Origin of the sequence: Pilimelia anulata (assembly GCF_014647895.1) — a bacterium.
Classification (GTDB): Bacteria; Actinomycetota; Actinomycetes; order Mycobacteriales; family Micromonosporaceae; genus Pilimelia; species Pilimelia anulata.
Genome location: NZ_BMQB01000003.1, coordinates 504493 through 522653 on the forward strand (window position 1 = coordinate 504493; position 18161 = coordinate 522653).

Below are 18161 nucleotides of genomic sequence, written 5' to 3' on the forward strand. Positions count from 1 at the left end.
AGAGGCAAGCCCATGAGCGACACCAACATGGAAGACGAGTTCGTCCTCGACGTCAGCTTGGTCGACGCCGGCCCCGCCGCCAGCGGCTACTCCACGAACACCAGTGACGGCTGCGGGTCGGGCAACACCGGCTCCAACGCCTGCACCACCCGCTGCGACGGCGGCAACTGACCCCCCAGCCCTCCTATCGGGTCCGGCGCCCGCGGTGGCGCCGGACCCGCCGACCCCCTGGTGGTGCAAGCGTGATTCCCGCGGCCGGTGCGGCGTTGATCCGAGTCGCCTCCTATCCCAACGATCTAGTCCTGCCCGTCTTGCCGGACCCGGCCTCCGACGGGCCGGACGAGTGGCGCACCTGGCTCGCCGCGGCGTGGGGATTGCCGCGGTTCGCGGCGGCGGTGACCTCCGCATCGCCGGACCTGGCAGCGCGAATCACTCGGGTGCTGTCCGGCGAGCCGATCGAGGAGCAGCGGCTGCGCCGCCTCGTGGGTACGGCGGTCAGGTATCTGCTGCGGTGGACCACCCGCGCGACCCCGTTCGGCACCTTCGCCGGAGTGGCCCCGGTGAACTTCGGTACCCGCGCGAGCGCCCGGGTGGGCGACGCCCATCGGCCGGTGGCGCGCCCGGACGGCGAAGTCATCGCCGAGCACACCGCGCGCGCAGAACAAGACCTCGCCGCGTTGCGCGCCGCCGCGGTGCTGACCAATGCTCTCGGATTCGAGCGCGCCGGGCGGTGGGTGCTGCCGTGCGCCCGCACTGAGGGTGACAGGCGGTGGGATGTCGAGGTCCGCCTCACCGGCCCGGTCCGGGCCGCGATCGAGGCGGCGCGGACGCCGGTCGGGTTCGCCGACCTCGCCGCGAAGATCGCCGGACCTGCCGATGTCGCCAGGGCTGAGCGGCTGCTGGCCGAGCTAGTGAAGACCGGGGTGCTGCTGTCGGCGCTGCGGCCGGCGATGGTCACCGACCCGGCCGGCTACGCAGCGGACGGCGGCACGACGCGTGATCCCGGCGCGCGAGTCGCGGTCGACCTGCGGGCCGATGTCGAGGTGACGCTTCCCCCGGCGGTCCTGCGCGAGGCCGGGCGGGCCGCGGCGACGCTGGTGGCGGTCGCGCCGCCGATGCCGGGCTGGGTCGATTACCACCGGGCGTTTATCGAACGGTGGGGGCCGGGAGCGGCCGTGCCCCTGCCCGACGTGCTCAGCGTGCTCGGGTTCCCGGCCGGCTTCCGGGGATCGACGCGCCGTGCCCCCGTGGGGTTCACCGGCCGGGATCGTCTGCTCGGACAGCTCGCGCAGCAGTCCGCGCTCGACGGGTGCGCCGAGGTGGCCATGGACGACGCGCTGATCGAGCGGCTGCGCGGCGATGACGTCTGGCCGCCGGTGCCGCACACCGAGCTGCGGTTCGCCCTCGCCGCCGACACCGTGCGGGATCTGGACCGCGGCGAATTCGTCCTGACGGTGCTCAGCGGCTCCCGGCACGCGGCGGTCTCCGCGGGCCGGTTCCTGCACCTGCTCACGCCCGCCGAGTTCGCCTCGTTCCAGCGGGTCTACCACGATCTGCCGGCGACCCTGCCCGGCGCGGCCATGGTCCAGCTGTCCGGCCCTCCGCTGGACGCCCGCCTCGCGGCCCTGGCCCGTATGCCGGAGCTGCTGCCGGTGCTCCCGGTCGGCGACTTCCATCTTGCGCCGCCGTGGACCGTGGAGGATCTGGCGGTCACTGGGGATGGCCGGCGGCTGTGGCTGGTGTCCCGGAGCACCGGCCAGCCGGTCGAGCCGTTGTTGTGCAACAGCGTTCTCCTGCCTCTTCAGCAGCCGCTGATGCGGTTCCTGGCCGAGATCTGGACCGCCTACAACGCGCCGTGCACCCGGTTCGACTGGGGGCACGCCGCGGGCCTGCCGTTCCTACCCCGCCTGCGGCGCGGACGCAGCATCCTGCACCCAGCCCGCTGGATCATCGAGCCCACCGCCCTGCCCGCCCGGAGCGCCGGATGGCCGCAGTGGCGCGACGGCTGGCAGCGCCACCGTTACCAGCGCCTCATCCCGCAGCACGTCCTCATCGGGGGAGACGACGTACAACTGCGCCTCGACCTGGACGAGCCCGCGCACCTGGCAGTCCTGCGCGAGCACCTCGACCGGCACGGCCGCACCGTACTCACCGAAGCGCCCGGTTCGGCCGGCTGGATAGACAACCGCCCCGCCGAGCTGATGCTCACCCTCACCGACCCCGCACCCGCCAGCCGACCGCCTCGCCCAGCGCAGCCGGCGAGCACCGTCGGGCACCTACCCGGCCGGTCACGGTGGCTGGAAGCCCGCCTCTACGGCCGGTGCGACGCCATCCTGGCCGATCTTGCCGAACGCCCCGCGGACCACCTGCCGCCGGGCTGGTGGTTCCTGCGCTACCCCGAGCCCGAACCCCACCTGCGGCTGCGCATCCCGCTCGCGCACGTCGACCGGTTCGCAGACACCGCCGGCCACCTCGCCGGCTGGGTAGAGGAACTCCACGGCCAGGCAGTCGTGCGCGACTACAGCCTGCACCCGTACCGGCCGGAGACCCGCCACGGCACCGGCAGCACCCTGGCGGCGGCCGAGGCAGTGTTCGCCGCCGACTCCCGTACCGCGCTGCGCCGGCCGACCGGCGACCGGCAGGCCACCACCGCCGCCAGCATGATCACCATCGCCGACGGGTTCACCAGCGACGGCCTGCGCTGGCTGACCACGCACGTCCCCCGGCACGCCGGGCGGCGGCTTGATCCCGCCCAGCTCGACGTCGCTGGAGTCCCGTTCCACGACGAGCGCCTGGCGGCAGCGTTGTCGCGGTATCGAACCCTGGTCGAGGCGGACGGGCTCAACCCCGACCAGGTACTCGGCGATCTCCTTCACCTGCACCACGCCCGCATGATCGGCGTCGACACCGCATCCGAGCAGCACTGCCTGCGCCTGGCCCGCACCGTCGCCCACACCGCCCGCGCCAGGCAGACAGCATGAGCGCGGGGCAGTCACTCGCCGAGGGCGCGGCCGGCATCGCCCTGCTGCACCTGGAAACCGGCAACTGGCCCGCAGCGCGCGAAGCACTGCAGCAGGCCACCGCGGGCGGCGTCAGCATCGCCGGCGGCGCGAGCCTGTTCTACGGCGCCCCCGCGCTCGCGTTCGTCCTCGCCGCCGCCGACCACCCCGGCCTCGCCCGTGCCAAGGCCCTCACCGCCGAGGGCACCGCCACGGTCACCCGGAACCGGCTGGACGCCGCCCACCGCCGCATCGACCGCGGCGCGCTGCCGCACTTCGCCGAGTACGACCTGATCCGCGGACTGACCGGCGTCGGCGTCGCCCTACGCCAGCTCGCCGACCACGAGCTGCTCCGCGACGTCCTGGAGTACCTCGTCCGGCTCACCGAACCCCAAGGCGATCTACCCGGCTGGTGGTGCTGGAACAGCCCCGACCGCGACCAACCGCCACCAGTAGGCGGCCACGCCAACCACGGCATGGCCCACGGCATCACCGGACCGCTGGCGCTACTCGCACTCACACTGCGCGATGGCATCACCGTCAACGGCCAGAACGAGGCGATCCGGCGGATCTGCCAATGGCTCGACACCTGGCAGCAGAACACCGACGGCGCGATCTGGTGGCCGCAAACCCTCACCCTCACCGACCTGGACCGTGGCGCCCCGACCCAGCAGACGCCGCTGCGACCGTCCTGGTGCTACGGCACCCCCGGCATCGCCCGCGCCCAACAGCTCGCCGCGCGGGCCCTGCACGACCTCGACCGGCAACACAGCGCCGAGGCGGCATTCGTCCGCTGCGTCACCGACCCTGACCAGACCGGCCGGCTCGGCGAGCGCGGCCTGTGCCACGGCACCGCAGGACTCGTGGCCACCGCAAGGCGCATCGCCGTCGACGCGCTCACCCCGACACCCCTCGACGCCGTCGCGGCCTCCCACCGGCAGTCCTCCGATGGGTTCGGTGAAGCCGAGGGGCTTCTGACCGGAGGCACCGGAGCCGTCCTCGCCACCCTCGGCACCACCGCAACCTCCTGGGACGCCTGCCTCCTCATCGCCTGACGCGAAAGGGTCCACCATGGACGACAGCCCCTGGCAACAGATCAACATCAACTACCCCGGCCAGGACGCACACGAGCGCGCACTCCGGGCGATCGAACACCTGAACCGAGTCCTCCCGGCCGCCGAGTCCAGCGGGTTGATCACCTCGTGGTGGTACATCCGCAAAGGCGCCTGGCGCATCCGCTACCTACCCACCGACCAGCAGCGCAGCCGACAGCTAGCGAAGGAGCTGATCACCGACGGGGTGAGCTGGACCGCCGACATCTACGAACCCGAGACCCACGCGTTCGGCGGAACCGAGGCGATGACAACCTCGCACGCGCTGTTCAGCTACGACAGCTATCACCTCCTGCCCTACCTCCGCCAACATCCCACCGACCGGCGAGAACGCTCATTGATCCTGTGTGCGGCACTCATGCGTGGCGCGGGACTCGATCTCAACGAGCAAGGCGATGTGTGGGCACGAGTCGTCGAACACCGCGCCGAGCACCTCACGCAGCCGCCCGACAGCCACACGTGGGAAGGCTTCACCAAGAGTGTCGGCCAACTTCTCACCGGCACCGCCCGCAGCACCGACGAATGGCACGCCGCATTCGCCAACGCAGGCACGATCCTCCAGCTCACCCGTGAAGCGGGCAGGCTCACACGCGGCCTCCGCGCCGTCCTCGCACTACACGTGATCTTCCACTGGAACCGGCTCGGGCTCGCCGCCACCACCCAGGCCACCCTCGCCCAGGCCGCGCGCGAAGCGACTTTCGGAAGCGATCGCCCATGAGGTATCCGGCCCGGTAAGCGCGACCGCACACCGGAGCGACAAGGCATGGTGGGCAGGGTCTTCCGCCGATCGCCCGGCGTAGGCGCGTGGACACTCCCTCTGCCCGTTCGTGCACCAACGCGGACATGCCCGCAGCTCTGGTATTCGCTAACCCGGCCGCATTCCAGATGCGGAGCGCGCATGTTCGGCGGCATGAGAGTGCTCCCGAGGGCTGTCCCTGCGGTCCCACCTGACACCCTCGGCGCAATTGCTACTTCAACCACCCTTGAAAGGTAGTGCGGTTAGCCTGAACTGGGTATTCGACGCCGCTGTGTGAGAACTCAACCGGGGGATCAATGAGGACTGCGCTGATCGGCAATGGGCTATCTGTCGCGCACAACCAAGATCTCAGCTCCTCGAAACTGTTCGAGGAATTGAAGTCCAGGTTTTCGTCGGTGAGCGCGCCCGACACCACCGAGGCCGCCTTTAAGAAGTTGGCAACATCCCTAGACCCAGGAACAGGATACGATCTTGAGAACCTCATCGGCCCCTTGGACATACTCGACGGGGCGATGTCCGCTCTCGAGGATTTAACCGCCCTAACCGATGGCCTGGGGCCTAGCCTGTCCGACTCCGTGGCGGAGACGAGGGCCGTAACAAAACAACTATATCGACATGGCGTAAGCCATGTCCTTGAGTTAATTGCCGAGCGCTCGCTAGGGCACGGTACCGACCACGCGAAGGCTCTTTGCGCAAGGGTCGCCCAACTTGGTGACGCCTGGTGCCTCGCGACGTTGAACTATGATGGGATCCTGGTATCGGCCGCATTGGAGGTTTTGAAGGGGAATATCGCAGACCTTGCCGATGGGCGCCCGGCGGCGGAATTCAAGATCGATGTCGTGCCAGGCGGACCCATCATCACTGGAAATCGTCTTAGAACGGTCGCGGACTTGCCATGCATCTACTCGGTGGTGAACCTGCACGGCTCGCTCGGATGGCTTCGAAGCGGCAGTGATCACGTGAAGTTTCAGATCGATGCGCTTCGCGGCGCCGGATACTGGAGCGCTTGGCGCGAGGACCGGACGCAATGGGCGCCCTCCGTGATTTTGACAAACCAAGCAGCAAAGGGTCGACTGATACGCGAGTATCCGTTCAGGTTCGCCTACTCGTATTTCTTCGACCGGCTCGTGGAGTCGAAACATTGGTACATCATTGGCTATGGATTTGGGGATAGGGTCCTCAATGAAGTTCTGCGACGTGTGGCGAGGACCGCTTTTCCTTCGGCACGGAAATGCTACGTGGTAACCAAGGAGGGGAGCCCGGATCCTGCAATGATCCTCGACGTTCTTGGCGTTGACCTGATGCGGAATACCACTATATGCGATCATGGGATGCCGGCCGCCATCGATTGTGTTCACTCACCCGGGCACTTCACCTAGGCTCCCCCAGCGACTTCGACAATTTAACTATAGTAGTGAGACCCCCTTACTCAATTCGGCAGATCAGCGCGATCACCAGGCTCGACGGCGCCGGGCGCTGATTAGGCGACCGGGCTGCGCAATGTGTCGGGCACCTGCGGGAGCCAGGACACGGCGTCGCCACGGAAGGACTGGTTGACGGGCAGCAGCGCGGGATCGTCCTGCTGGTCCAACGCGGTCACGTTGATCCCGATGGTGCTGTCGCCGTAGTCGAGCGCGCCGATGTGGCTTCCGCAGGTCGGACAGAAGCCCCTCTTGGTCCTTGCGGGGAAGGTGTCGAACCACGTCGGCTCGCCGCCTTCACCGATCCAGCGCAGCCCGGTCAGTGGGAATCCGACCCAGGACTGCAGCGGCCCGCCGGCACGTTTCTGGCAGTGCGGGCAGCTGCACACGTGCGGGTAGTCCGGCTTCCCGGCCACCGTGAACCGGATCTTGCCGCACAGGCAGCCGCCCGAGCGGGCCTCGTCGTTGACGGCGGTGTTGGTCATCGGAGTGGATCCCTTCAACAGCCTTGCAATCGTCGGGTGCTTCGCGGCGAAAGCGAGCGCGCCCTGGAGCTTGGCGACGAAACGCGGAATGTGCGGGTCAGACTCGTCGGTCGCCCACGCGGCGATTTCGTCGAGGGTGAACCAGGCCGTTTGCGCGAACTCGTTCGGGTCGCCGGTCATCGGCGTATCGCGGTCGCCGGTTAGGACGAACCACATGGTGACATCGATGTGGGAGCCGGGACCGCGGGTGCGGGTGACCGACAAGAACAGCGGCTGCCCGTCGCTGAGCGCGGGGTGGAAATGCGCGTCGATGCCCAGCTCCTCGGTCGCTTCCCGAACCGCGGCGGCGGCGGGGTCTTCGTCGGGGTCGACGTGCCCGCCTGGCGGCAGCCAGCATCCGGCCTTGACGTGGTCGACCAGTAGGACGCTGCACGTGGGCTCGTCGATCAGCACGAAGTACACCGCGAGGTGCTTGGCCGGCACGTCCGGCTTCGCCGTGCGGAACAGCGGGGCGCCGGAGGCGACCCAGGCCAGGATGTCGGCCCGATCCTGCTCCTCGCGTTCGTCCATCGGCACGATGCCGGTGGCGAGGTCAGTGATGCGCTGCCTGGCGGGCGCGGCGGTCGGCATCTCTATCTCCATCTCCGGAGGGCGCGGTTGTCAGGGCTGGCGTACGGCGTCGCGGGCCGCTCCCTGGGCGGGAACGCGGGCAGTGTCGGCGTCGAGGTAGCCGGCGGCCTGGAGGCGGAACAGCTCGGCGTACCGGCCGTCTACGGCCATGAGCTGCTGGTGGGTGCCTTCCTCGACGAGGTGGCCCTCGTGGATGACGTAGATCCGGTCGGCGTGCCGGACGTTCGCCAGCCGGTGCGTGACCAGCACGGTGATCCGCTGGGCGGCGTTGGCCCGCAGCGCGGTGAACAGCGCGTGCTCGGCCCGGGCGTCGAGGGCGGCGGACGGCTCGTCGCAGATCAGCAGCGGGGCGTCGCGGTAGAAGGCGCGGGCGCAGGCGATGCGCTGCCACTGCCCGCCCGACAGGTCGACACCGCCGGCGAAGCCGCGGGAGAGCAGGGTGTCGTAGCCGGCCGGCAGCGCGGTGATCACGTCGTGGGCGCCGGAGTCGGCCGCGGCGCGCTCGACGGCCGCCTCGTCCGGGCCGTCCTGGGTGGGGCTGCCGATGGTGATGTTCGTACGGGCCGTGAAGGGCCACCGTACGTGCTCCTGCGGCACGAGCGCGACGTGCCGCCACACCGCTTCGCCGCCGCCGGTCAGCGGGTGCCGTTCCACTCGATGGTGCCGTCGGTCGGCCGGTAGAGGCCGGCGAGGAGTTTGGCGAGGGTGGTTTTGCCGGAGCCGTTCTCCCCGACCAGCGCGATCGTCTGCCCCCGCCGCGCGGTCACGATGACCTTGTCCAGGGCCAGGCGGTCGCTGTCGGGGTACTGCAGGCTCACCTGCCGGGCCTCGATGGTCTCCGGTGCGCCGACCGGGCCGGGGTGCGGCGGGCTGGTGAGGACGGCGGCCCGGGCGGAGAAGTCGAGGTAGTCGCCGAAGTACAGGGACTCCTCGTAGATCTTGTTGATGTTCACCAGCGCCAGCGCGGTTGACTGCCGGGCCGCCTGCAGCGCCAGGACCGCCGTGCCGGCGGCGGCCAGCGGGATGATGCCGTCGGCGAGCAGGAACCCGAGGAGTACGTAGACGCCGGCGGTGGCGATGCCGGAGGCGATCCCACCGATCAGCCGGATGGTGGAGCGGACGTTGGCGGTGTCGACCTCGGCGCGGGTTTGTGCCTCCGCGACGGTGGCGTACTCGCCGAGCAGGTACTCGCGGGCGGTGAACGCCCGGACCTCCGCAGCTGCGATCCGGGTGGCCATCACCTCCGCGAGCAGCCACATCCGCCGGCGGCGGTTGGTGAGCAGCCGGTCGACCAGGTAGCCGAGCCGGCCGACCCGGATGGCGGTCCACGCCGCCGGCACGCTCGCGGCGGCGAGGGCGGCGAACAGCAGCGGGTGGATCAGCAGCAGCGCCACCGCCGTCCCGACCAGCCCGGCCGCGCCGGCGGTGAGGTCGATGCTCGCGCGCACCAGGTACTGCGCGGAGATGCTGGAACGTTGCCGGGAGCGGAACGTCTCGTCGGCGAAGTCCGGGTCGTCGTACGCCGCCACGTCCACCAGCGTCGTCGCGGTGTACAGGCGGCGCTCGACGGCGTCGACGACGCGTGGCTCGAGCCGCGACTGCGCCCACCCGGCGGCGATCCCCAGCCCGGACCGCAGAGCGACGGTGCAGGCCACCGCGGCCAGTGCGGGGATCGCGGCCCGGACCCGCTCGGGTGTCGGCCCGGCGGCGAACAGCTGCTGCAGCACGCTTTGGGTCGCGAGCAGCCCGAACGCGGTCGCCACGCCGGTGAGGAGGTTGAGCAGCAGCGCGGCGGCGGTGTCGATCCGCATCGCCGCCCACGCGATTCCCAGTGCCTGCCGGATCGTGCCGGGCAGGCGCCGGGCGACCGCGGCGAAGCTGGTACCAGCCAGGGCGTCGGTGTGTTTCAACCACCCCGACTCGCTCATCTCGGGGATCCCGACTGGGTCGGCGGGCACCTTCGGCGTCAGCTTCAACCAGCCCACGAAACGCCCCCCGACCGCTCGACGATGGGAAGCCAGCAGCGGGCCATCGCCCGGGGCCGGCGGCCGGGACGCTACACCCCGCCTAAGACAAATGACCCACCGTGATCACCAGCGGTGCCACGGGAGGGGAGTCTCCCTGGGGATACGGTCGAGGGGGTTACAGCACGGCGATGCTGGCCGGCGCGCGCTCGGCGCGGGTCAGCGCCCGCAGCACTGCGGTCGGCCCGTGCTCGTGTACGGCGAGGCGGGTCAGTACGGCGAACACCGGCGCGAGTGCCTCCTGGGGCAGGTCCGGCGCATCGAGACCGACGCTCACCGCCAGGTCGTCGAGGTGTACCGCGATCTCCACCAGCCGCGTGATGAGGAAGTCGTCCAGGGTCAGCGTCCACGGGCCCCGGGGGTGGAACACCAGCCGGTCGGCCGGCTCGGCCGGCAGCCGGTCGCGCAGCTCGGCCAGCTGCTGCCGGCACTGCTTGACCAGCGCTGCCGCGCCGTCCTCCGCTGCGGCTTCGCCCTCGTCGCGCAGCGCGGTGTTCGGGGCGTTGTTGATGTCCCCGCCCCGCCATGCCGCCTGGGTGTAGTGCTCCAGTAGCGGGATGGGGGCCTCGCCGGTCAGCGGTGCGTCGAGCGTGATCGGCACCCGGCTCGGCGACCTCCACGCGGCTGCGATCGCCGGATGATCGAGGAAGTCGGTGAGGACGGTCGCGGCGACGAGGTACGCGTCTCGAATCACCCTGACAGGTTAGGCGCCAGGCACACGGTGTGGCGGCGAGCTGCGCGCGGGCGCGCGCTGCCCGGCACCCCGACCAGCGGGCGCGGCGCGCCCCGTCCGGGTCGCGGCCAGCGATACGGTGCACCAATGGCGGCCCAACCCCAGACGGCAGGCGATGGCGTTGGTCGGGTGGGCAGGCCGGTGGCGGTACTGGTGACCGGCGTTTCGGGGTCCGGCAAGTCGACCCTCGCTACGCATCTGCAGCGGGCCGGGCACGACGCGGTCAGCCTCGACGGCGACCCCGCCCTCTGCACCTGGGCGGACCACACCGGTCAACCAGTCACCCGCCCACCGCTGCCGGACGCCCGCTGGCTCGCCGAACACCGGTGGATCTGGAACGCCGACCGGCTCCGCCAACTCGTCAACGCCACAGCACCCGACGGGGTGCGGGTGCGGTGGTTGTGCGGACGCGCCGACAACGCCCTCGACCTCGCCGACCTGTTCGACCTCATCGTCGTCCTGCACATCGACGAACCCACCATGCGGAAGCGCTTGCTGGCCCGGGCCGGCGGCAACGACTACGGCCGCAGCGAGGACACCCTCGGACACGCCCTCGCCCAGCACGCCGCGTTCACCAGCGCCTGGCGACGCCGAGGCGCCGCCGTCATGGACGCCACCGCCCCGCTCGAAGTCGTCGCCGCGCAACTCCTACGGATGACGTGGTAGCGGCAACGCAGGCGGGCCGTGGGCGAGTCGGGTTCCACCCGGCCGGGGATCGTGGCCCCTATTCGTCATGCCCGCTCACTTCCGTGTCCGGTCATGACACCACCTCCCACGCCCCACAGTTCGGGCCAGTACCCCAACCGCGTTGCCGGTGGCGTGGTCGCCGCGGCGCTGGTCGTCGACCGGCTCGACCGTCTGCTGCTGTAGCTGCGTGATGGGAACACCCCGATCGACCCGCACCGGAGATGCATACCCGGCATGTCGCGGCTTCGACGGCGCGCCAAATTTCACGCTAGGAGGTGCCTGATGGTGTCAGACTCGCCTGGCGCACTGACGTAACCTTTATCCGGGTTGCGCGGACGACGGACTGGGGCTCGAGCCAGCGCCCCGACAACACGCTGCTACCCGGGCGATCTTGCAGGGCGGTGGAAGGGCTCAGGAGGCTGATGCGGGCAGTAGGCCAGACGAAGGTCCGGCGATCGTCAGCAGGCATCCACCTCTTTGATCGACTGACAGGATTCAACGTCCTGATCGACGAAGTGATCGGGGAGCCGTCCGAGTGGTCCCAAGCTCCTCGGCAGGTCTCGGTTGCATTGACGAACGCGTGCGATCTCCGATGCGCGTACTGCTATGCGCCGAAGGAGTCCGGTCGGCTACGGACCGAAGTCCTAGTCGGATGGATGAGCGAGCTGGATGAGCAGGGCTGTATCGGGGTGGGCTTCGGAGGGGGCGAGCCGACTCTCGTGCGTGAGTTCCCGGATCTTTGTCACCGCGTCGCTGACACGACACAGCTCGCAGTCACGTTCACGACCCACGGCCACCACCTCGATCGCCAGGTCTGCGCCAGGCTGAAGGGCGCGGTGCACTTCGTGCGCATCAGCATGGACGGGGTAGGCAGGACGTACGAGCGGTTGCGGGGCCGACGCTTCTCACACCTGCTCGCCGGGATCGGCGCGGTCGCCGACATCACGCAGTTCGGCATCAATTCCGTCGTCAACTCGGACACCGTGGTGGAACTCGATCGGATCGTAGAGGTCGCGGAACGAACAGGCGCAAGAGAACTGCTGCTGCTCCCTGAGCAGCCGACTGCGGCGCGGCCGGGCATCGACCATCAGACTATCGCCACGATGCGCAAGTGGGTCATGTCCTATGACGGCAGAGTGCCGCTCGTCGTGAGCCAGACGGGAGCCGAAGGCCTGCCAACATGCGACCAGGTGCCCGGCGAAGCACCGCTGGAGGCGTACGCGCACATCGATGCGAACGGCGTCCTCAAGTGCTCCTCGTACGACGTGAGCGGGGTAGCCATCGGCGCCGACGGCGTTATGTCAGCCCTAAGAACACTCCGCGGGACGAACGGAGGGGCACCATGAGAATCTGGTGGGGCTACGGCTCGGAGCACTCGATGAATCTAGTGATGATCGGAAGGTTCGCCTCGGTAGGTGAGGCGGAGAGCGCCAAGGAACTCATTGACAAGCTGGCGACCGGGGTGCAGGCCGAGGTAGATGCGGGTCGTCTGGAGGTTGGCGAGCCGACCCGCCGGTTCAGCCAGGAAATGATCGATCTGCTGACGGAGCTCAACCTCCACGCTCTCAGTCCTGGAGACCTGGAGCAGCTGGTCTATGACACGCAGATCCGCGTTCACGGCGACTCGGTAGTGATCCGAACCGACGAGGTCGACGTAGCGGCCCACATGAAGATATTGCTGGACAGAAAAGCTCGCATTGAGATCTTTTCCGCGCACGTCCACGAGGCGGAGGGCGACGCGCTCGACCGTGCGGGCATCGGTCGCCGTGGCTAGCGTGAACTGGGAGGTCTTCGCCGGCCTACCCGGCGCAGCCACTAGAAACTTCGAGATGCTGTGCCGGCACCTTATGCATCGTCATTACGCCAGTTGCGGCGACTTCCGAGCCCTCGCCAATCAGCCCGGTGTCGAGTTCCACCTCCGGCTCACCAGTAGCTGTGCGCTAGGCGATGCGGGGCGGTGGTACGGCTGGCAATGCCGTTGGTACGAGATACAACCCGGCCGACCCATCGGCGCGGCGCGTAGAGCGAAAATTGAGAAGGCGATCGCAGACAGCCTGCAGGAGGTCCCAGGCATCACGGACTGGGTCCTGTGGACGCGGCATCCCCTTACCCCCACTGACCAAGCTTGGTTCTACGGCCTAGCGCCCGTTGCTCGCACCATGACATTGAGGCTTTGGACAGGGTCCAACGTTGAGGAGCACCTAGTCGGACCGGGAGAGCTGTACCGGTCGACGTACTTCGGCGACCTGGTCCTGACTCCAGAGGAGCTCTTAACGCTTCATGAACAGGCCGTCGCTCCAATTCGCTTCCGCTGGCTCCCGGAAGCGCATCAACCCGTCGAGGCCGAACGCTCAATCCGACGCATGCTCGGCGACAATGCCGCCCGTAGCGAACTACAACAGGCGAAGACCACATTAGACGACACCAAAGCAGAAATCTCGCGCAACTCTACCGAGATCCCCGATCCCCTCGCAGCTCGCGTCACTGCATTCGTCGAACTGCTGGACGACATGACGTCACATCTCGTAGACGTGGCTACCTTCCTTGAGGCAGGAAACTGGCAGTCGCTCCGTCAGCTCGAATCCCAGGTTCCGGGCGTCACCGCGGAGCACCGCTCCGTTCCGCGCAATCTCCGCAGCGCGCGACACCCACTGTCGATGTACGCCACCAACGCTCTCGACGACGTCAACACAGCCCTTGCGGTCCTCACCTCGTTGAACGACGAGCTCAACGTCGCCATGGCCGCGATCGTCGCCGATGCCGGCAACGGCAAGACCCAACTCGCTGCCCAGGTAACGACGCCAGACGGCGATCGGCCGGCAGGAATACTCCTCCATGGACGTCAACTCGCATCCCGGACATCCCTCGACTCCCTCGCCGGGCAAGTCGCCATCAGTGGCCGTCCATGTCCGAGCGTCGAGTCTTTGCTGGCGGCACTGGACGCCGCCGGGGAGCGCGCCCACCGTCGGCTACCACTTGTCATCGACGGACTTAACGAAGCGGAAGACCCACGCGAGTGGGCAGGCCACCTCAGCTCGCTCGGAACGATGTTGCCTCGCTACCCCCACGTCCTGCTCGTGTGCACCGTCAGAGGGTCCTTCGCGAACGAATGTCTCCCCGACAATGTGCGCCGGCTCAAGGTCGAGGGTTTTGCTGCCGACCGTGACGCAGCGGTCGAGCGCTACTTCGACTACTACAACATTGATGCTACCGACGCCGACATCCCCGACATGATCCTCAACCATCCGCTCGCACTACGGATCTTCTGCGACGTCACGAATCCTGATCGTAAAAAGACGGTCGGGGTCGAATCGATGCCCGGCTCCCTTGCCGCAATGTTCGATCAGTACATCGACCAAATCGCCGATCGCATCAGCCAACTCTCGCCCAACCACTTCAGAATTTGTCCGCCAGACGTACGGACTGCTCTAGAGAAGATCGGACACACGCTTTGGCTGCGCCACGCCAATGGCGTGGAGATGCAGAGGCTACGTGGGCTCATCGACACCGATACCCGATGGGACTGCAGCATGGTCCGCATGCTGGAACAGGAAGGCTTGCTGCTCCGCACTCCGATCCGTGACAGTCCCGGCCAAAGCGGGATGCTTATCAGCTACGACGCACTTGCCGGACACATCGTCGCCTCCGCGCTTATTGCCGAGCGCGACCGCGACACTATGGCTGCCTGGCTGTCATCGGCCGAGACCACCGCCGCACTTGCTGGTACCGGGGAACGACGCCAACCACTGGCTGAGGATGTCTTCGCGGCCCTTGCCTCACTGCTCCCGCGGCGGCACGAACGTCAACTATGGAGCCTCGTTGACGAGAACTTGCGCGGCCCCGCTCTCCTGTTGGCGACGGAACTGGAACCGAAATTCCTTGACGGCGCCACCCTCGACGCCCTGAAAAGCGCGCTACTAGGTCCCACATCGCAGACAGGGCGCCTACTCGATCGCCTACGACTCACCCGTACAGGGGCGCGACATCCACTCAACGCGACGTTTCTGGATGCCGCGTTGAGACAGATGGACGTGGCTCAGCGAGATTCGATCTGGACCGAGTGGACCCGAAGAAACTGGCGGGACCTGGTCCGAGACCTGCGCGAGTTCGAGGACAGATGGAGCCGTGACGAACATGATCCAACACGCGACGCGCTACGCGCGGCGTGGACTATGTGGATACTCACCAGCACCGTCCGCGATCTACGTGATCATGCCACCCGCAGCCTCTACCAGCTCGGGCTGAAGGACTCCGGCCTCCTCTTCAAGATGGGAATCGAGTCCCTAGATATCAGTGACACCTATGTTCCGCAGCGCACCTTGGCAGCTTGCTACGGCGTCGCCATGGCTCGCCAGATCCACGACGCGGCATACGCCGATGCACTGCCGGGATTCCTCGAACAACTCCGCGCTGCCCTCATCGGACCTGACGCCACCCATCCAAACAACGACTGGCTCATGCGGCTCTATGTGCAAGGAATGTACATACACTCCGCGCGGTACTACCCCGAGGCGCTTCCCCCAGACTTGGGATCCGGCGAACTTGACTTCGCAGCAGGCCCTACATTCGCGCCTATCGCCGAGGGCCACCCGAACGTCGACGAGGCCGGCAGCCCAATCCGCATGGACTTCGAGAACTACACGATCGGGCGACTGTTCGATGATCGGAGAAACTACGACCGCAACCACACCGGACACAAAGAGGCCCTAGCCGAGATCCGAGGTGCCGTGTGGGCACTCGGTTGGCGCCAACAAGGCCTCGGCACCACCGACAGGGCACTCCAAGACCAGCGCTACGGCTACGGCGCCGACCGAGCTGGACAGCTCGAGCGGTACGGCAAGAAGTATGGATGGATCGGCTTCTACAACACGGCCGGGCGGCTTCAAAGTCGGGGCGAGCTACGTCCACGTTCGGAGCGCCTCCCGGATCTCGGCATCGACCCGTCGTTCCCTCTGCCCGTCCCCCCGCTTCCGATAGGGATGCCTGATTGGGCGGTGACCACTCCGGCGAGCGACGAAGAATGGGTCACGTCAGGGACAGTCTCGGTACCTGACGACGTTCTCCGACCTGTCGAACTGGACGGTCACGCCGGCCCCTGGGTGGCCGTCGGAGGACACCTAGAAACCGAAATGCAGGCTCCTGGCCGCCGAGTATGGGGCCTCATCAAGACGATCCTGGTCGACCAGGCAGACGGAGAAGAGGTTGCCGAGGCGTTCACGTCCCACCCATACCCAGGGCGTAGCTGGATCCCTGAAGGCCCCGACGACTACTACACGTTTGCGGGCGAGATTCCTTGGCATCCGACCTTCGGACACATCCACGAGGATGACGAGCCATATGACCCGTACCGCCGAACGATCTCCATAGGCGGTAGGAAGATCGATGCTGAAGTCCTGGTCCATGGCTTCGGCTGGGAGGGCTATCATTCACCACTCAATGCCGCCGCTCCCGCAGTCGTCCCGTCCCGCGAACTGTCTCGTGCTATGGACCTCCGACCGGCGGCCCAGTCCTTTCACCAGTACGACGCCACCGCCCGCCCAGCGACGCTCTCGTACGGCCCTCCACTTCGGATGACTGGTCACATTCTCTACATCCGAGAGGACATTCTTCGTACCTACGCCCGGGGCAGAGACCTAGTCAGCCTGTGGTGGGGTGAGCGACTCCCAAGGCCCTACCCCCACGAACCCGAGCCCTGGCTCACGGACGCGCAACGCACGCACAAGGTTGTCTGGCGCAGGGTTATTCGGATCCCGCGCTTAGGAAGCTGACCATCGCAGGCCGTGCGCGTGGCTCCGGCACCGCGCGGTTGCATCGGCCGCCCCGTTGCAGCCCTCGTGGCTGATACTGGTTCGGCCAACGTCTGGCCTGGTCAGGACGCAATCCCTGGGCCCACATCACCAGCAGTAGTTGGATCCGGAAGCGATGAGGCCGGCGCTAGACAAGATCACGACTTCGGAGCACGCACCGAGCAATTCGGCTGCTCCCAGGCGAGGGCAAAGCAGAACGACGACAGCATTGCCGCAGGTCACAGCGTTGGATGAGGCAGAAGCACGGGGAGTGCGGGCCGCAGGGTCGCCGATTTTCAGTCGGACGCTCGTACCAACTGAGCTACCTGGCCGTGCGCGCTGAGGCGCCGGGTAAGACTAGCAGGGGACGCCAACGTTGCTCGTGCCGGGCCGGGTGGGCCGCTGCGGATCGACTTGTCCGAGAAGGTGCGGTCAGCATCTACGCACGGTAGTGAATCAGGCCCAAACTGCTTACATTCGGTGAACGACAGTTGCTTGAGTCGCTCGCTCGGGTGTTGCGGAATCGAGGGTGCGCGACCTCATGGCGGGGCGAGTTGGAGAGCCGTCTTGCCGCTGGCTGCGGTGGTGACGGCTGTGCGTGTCAGTGCGCGTACGTACGGGTGGGTGCGCGTGCGTGCGTCGACATCCGAGCCGACAGCGAGCCGACACCCTGCCGCGCCAGCCTCCCACTTCCGTTACTGTGTGTGACCGTCGCTGGTTGAGTGCCTGTTGGTTGCTTGGGCAGTGGTCGGCAGCGCGAGGTGGGTCGTGGGGTCATCGGCGGCGCCGAAGGTCGGGCAGTTCGAACAGTGGAGTGCCCGCGGCTACGTGCCTGCGCAGGAGTTCGGCGACCTGGTCCGGTTTGAGGCTGATGCTGTCCAGGCCGGCGGTGGTCAGGGGAACCAAGTCGAGGATGTAGGTGCCGCGGGTGGGGTCGTCGAACTCAGGCCCGGTGCGGTCGTGCTCGTTCCAGGCGTCGATCCGGCCGAGGTAGAAGTATTCGCGGTCGGTGCCGTGGTCGAGCGTCAGGATCTGGGAGTCGATGGTGGCGGCCCCGCCGAGTTCCTCGCGCAGCTCACGGTCGAGCGCGGCTTCGAGGTCGGTATCGGTGGGTTCGACGCCGCCACCGGGCAACACCCAGTAGGCGGGTTCGCCGAGGCGCTCGCGGCGGATGGTCAGTAGCTGGCGGGCTGCTGTGATGAGAATGGCGCGGACGCGTTGCTTCACTAGATCCCTCCGTGCCGGTCCTGTGGTTGGTACAGGAGCCAGCCGCCAAGCCACCAGTGTCCGGCTACCTCGATGTCGTCCGACGGGCAGCCTGAGTCCTGCGCGTCGAAGATCGCGACGCCGATGACAGTGGTAGGTCAGGCACACCGCCGAACCTACCCCGCCCAAGCGCACCCGCCTCCGCTTGAGGCTGGGCGGGGCCGGGCCGTCGCGGATCTGGATCTCGCACCGGCGTCCACACGGCGCGGTCGAGCGCCTGCGGCCCACCTGGCCGTGTGTGCTGTGGACGTAGCATCGGTC

Annotated in this window: 14 protein-coding genes and 1 pseudogene; 10 read left to right on the plus strand and 5 right to left on the minus strand. The window is 67.8% G+C overall.

Annotated elements, in window-relative coordinates:
* The first annotated feature begins 12 nt into the window (after nucleotides 1-12).
* The 5 genes from IEY94_RS09985 to IEY94_RS10005 all read left to right on the plus strand — a co-directional run bounded on the left by IEY94_RS09985 (nucleotide 13) and on the right by IEY94_RS10005 (nucleotide 6247).
* Nucleotides 13-171 carry an FxLD family lanthipeptide gene (locus tag IEY94_RS09985; RefSeq protein ID WP_189169785.1) on the plus strand — a complete coding sequence of 53 codons (159 nt, stop codon included), beginning with the start codon at nucleotides 13-15 and terminating at the stop codon, nucleotides 169-171.
* Nucleotides 172-242: 71 nt separating this feature from the next.
* Complete coding sequence (locus IEY94_RS09990) at nucleotides 243-2981, plus strand: lantibiotic dehydratase (protein WP_189169786.1); 2739 nt, start codon at nucleotides 243-245, stop codon at nucleotides 2979-2981.
* Nucleotides 2978-4054, plus strand: a complete 1077-nt coding sequence (locus tag IEY94_RS09995) for a lanthionine synthetase C family protein (RefSeq protein WP_189169787.1) — start codon at nucleotides 2978-2980, stop codon at nucleotides 4052-4054. The genes IEY94_RS09990 and IEY94_RS09995 overlap by 4 nt, the downstream gene beginning before the upstream one ends.
* A 16-nt stretch (nucleotides 4055-4070) precedes the next feature.
* Nucleotides 4071-4829: a thiopeptide-type bacteriocin biosynthesis protein gene (locus tag IEY94_RS10000; protein WP_189169788.1), complete on the plus strand. Its 759-nt coding sequence runs from the start codon at nucleotides 4071-4073 to the stop codon at nucleotides 4827-4829.
* Nucleotides 4830-5164: 335 nt separating this feature from the next.
* Nucleotides 5165-6247 (plus strand): SIR2 family protein, encoded by a 1083-nt coding sequence (locus IEY94_RS10005; protein WP_189169789.1) that lies wholly within the window; start codon nucleotides 5165-5167, stop codon nucleotides 6245-6247.
* A gap of 101 nt (nucleotides 6248-6348) precedes the next feature.
* On the opposite strand, the gene IEY94_RS10010 is transcribed toward IEY94_RS10005, so the two are convergent.
* The 4 genes from IEY94_RS10010 to IEY94_RS10020 all read right to left on the minus strand — a co-directional run bounded on the left by IEY94_RS10010 (nucleotide 6349) and on the right by IEY94_RS10020 (nucleotide 10122).
* Nucleotides 6349-7404 (minus strand): NUDIX domain-containing protein, encoded by a 1056-nt coding sequence (locus IEY94_RS10010; RefSeq protein WP_189169790.1) that lies wholly within the window; start codon nucleotides 7402-7404, stop codon nucleotides 6349-6351.
* 30 nt (nucleotides 7405-7434) lie between these two features.
* The gene (locus IEY94_RS23960) at nucleotides 7435-8058 is read right to left on the minus strand and encodes an ATP-binding cassette domain-containing protein (RefSeq protein WP_268244828.1); all 624 of its coding nucleotides are present in this window, start codon (nucleotides 8056-8058) and stop codon (nucleotides 7435-7437) included.
* The gene (locus IEY94_RS23965; protein ID WP_268244829.1) at nucleotides 8040-9332 is read right to left on the minus strand and encodes an ATP-binding cassette domain-containing protein; all 1293 of its coding nucleotides are present in this window, start codon (nucleotides 9330-9332) and stop codon (nucleotides 8040-8042) included. The genes IEY94_RS23960 and IEY94_RS23965 overlap by 19 nt, the downstream gene beginning before the upstream one ends.
* Before the next feature lie 214 nt (nucleotides 9333-9546).
* Nucleotides 9547-10122: a maleylpyruvate isomerase N-terminal domain-containing protein gene (locus IEY94_RS10020; protein ID WP_189169791.1), complete on the minus strand. Its 576-nt coding sequence runs from the start codon at nucleotides 10120-10122 to the stop codon at nucleotides 9547-9549.
* 168 nt (nucleotides 10123-10290) lie between these two features.
* On the opposite strand from IEY94_RS10020, the gene IEY94_RS10025 reads away from it, so the two are divergent.
* From IEY94_RS10025 to IEY94_RS10040, 5 genes and pseudogenes are all read left to right on the plus strand, one after another.
* Nucleotides 10291-10827, plus strand: a complete 537-nt coding sequence (locus tag IEY94_RS10025; protein WP_189169792.1) for an ATP-binding protein — start codon at nucleotides 10291-10293, stop codon at nucleotides 10825-10827.
* Between the two features lie 153 nt (nucleotides 10828-10980).
* Nucleotides 10981-11082, plus strand: a pseudogene (locus tag IEY94_RS24160) (NUDIX domain-containing protein); the annotation flags it as partial.
* A 188-nt stretch (nucleotides 11083-11270) separates the two neighbouring features.
* Nucleotides 11271-12194 carry a radical SAM protein gene (locus IEY94_RS10030; protein ID WP_189169869.1) on the plus strand — a complete coding sequence of 308 codons (924 nt, stop codon included), beginning with the start codon at nucleotides 11271-11273 and terminating at the stop codon, nucleotides 12192-12194.
* Nucleotides 12191-12622 carry a DUF6375 family protein gene (locus IEY94_RS10035; RefSeq protein ID WP_189169793.1) on the plus strand — a complete coding sequence of 144 codons (432 nt, stop codon included), beginning with the start codon at nucleotides 12191-12193 and terminating at the stop codon, nucleotides 12620-12622. The genes IEY94_RS10030 and IEY94_RS10035 overlap by 4 nt, the downstream gene beginning before the upstream one ends.
* Nucleotide 12623: 1 nt before the next feature.
* A complete protein-coding gene (locus IEY94_RS10040) occupies nucleotides 12624-16616 on the plus strand; it encodes an NACHT domain-containing protein (protein WP_189169794.1) in 3993 nt (1330 codons plus the stop codon).
* Nucleotides 16617-17408: 792 nt separating this feature from the next.
* On the opposite strand, the gene IEY94_RS10045 is transcribed toward IEY94_RS10040, so the two are convergent.
* Nucleotides 17409-17861, minus strand: a complete 453-nt coding sequence (locus tag IEY94_RS10045; protein ID WP_189169795.1) for an NUDIX domain-containing protein — start codon at nucleotides 17859-17861, stop codon at nucleotides 17409-17411.
* Nucleotides 17862-18161: the final 300 nt, after the last annotated feature.